We start from the raw sequence: 227 nt of genomic DNA on the forward strand, positions 1-227 counted from the left end.
CATAAATCGATGATGCAGTTCCATCCAGGAGCACGGGTAAGCTTCGACTCACCCAGTGGTGAGCGCCTGTCCGGTACCGTCATGAAGTTCAACCGCAAGACCGTCACAGTGGTAACCGACACCAGCCAACGCTGGAATATTTCGCCGCACTTGCTTTCACCGATCAAAAACGTACAAGCGGGCACGGTGGTGGATATCAAGCCACAAAAAATGAAGTAGCTACGCCG

At 52.9% G+C, this 227-nt stretch carries 1 protein-coding gene; it reads left to right on the forward strand.

Annotated features, from left to right (window positions below; all coding sequences use genetic code 11):
* Positions 1-219, forward strand: a 219-nt coding sequence (locus WLY71_RS31155; protein WP_347806613.1) for a peptidylprolyl isomerase, incomplete at its 5' end; no start/stop codon positions are given.
* Between the last annotated feature and the right edge of the window lie 8 nt (positions 220-227).

It is taken from the genome of Pseudomonas rossensis (assembly GCF_039888995.1).
In the GTDB taxonomy this organism is placed as follows: Bacteria; Pseudomonadota; Gammaproteobacteria; order Pseudomonadales; family Pseudomonadaceae; genus Aquipseudomonas; species Aquipseudomonas rossensis.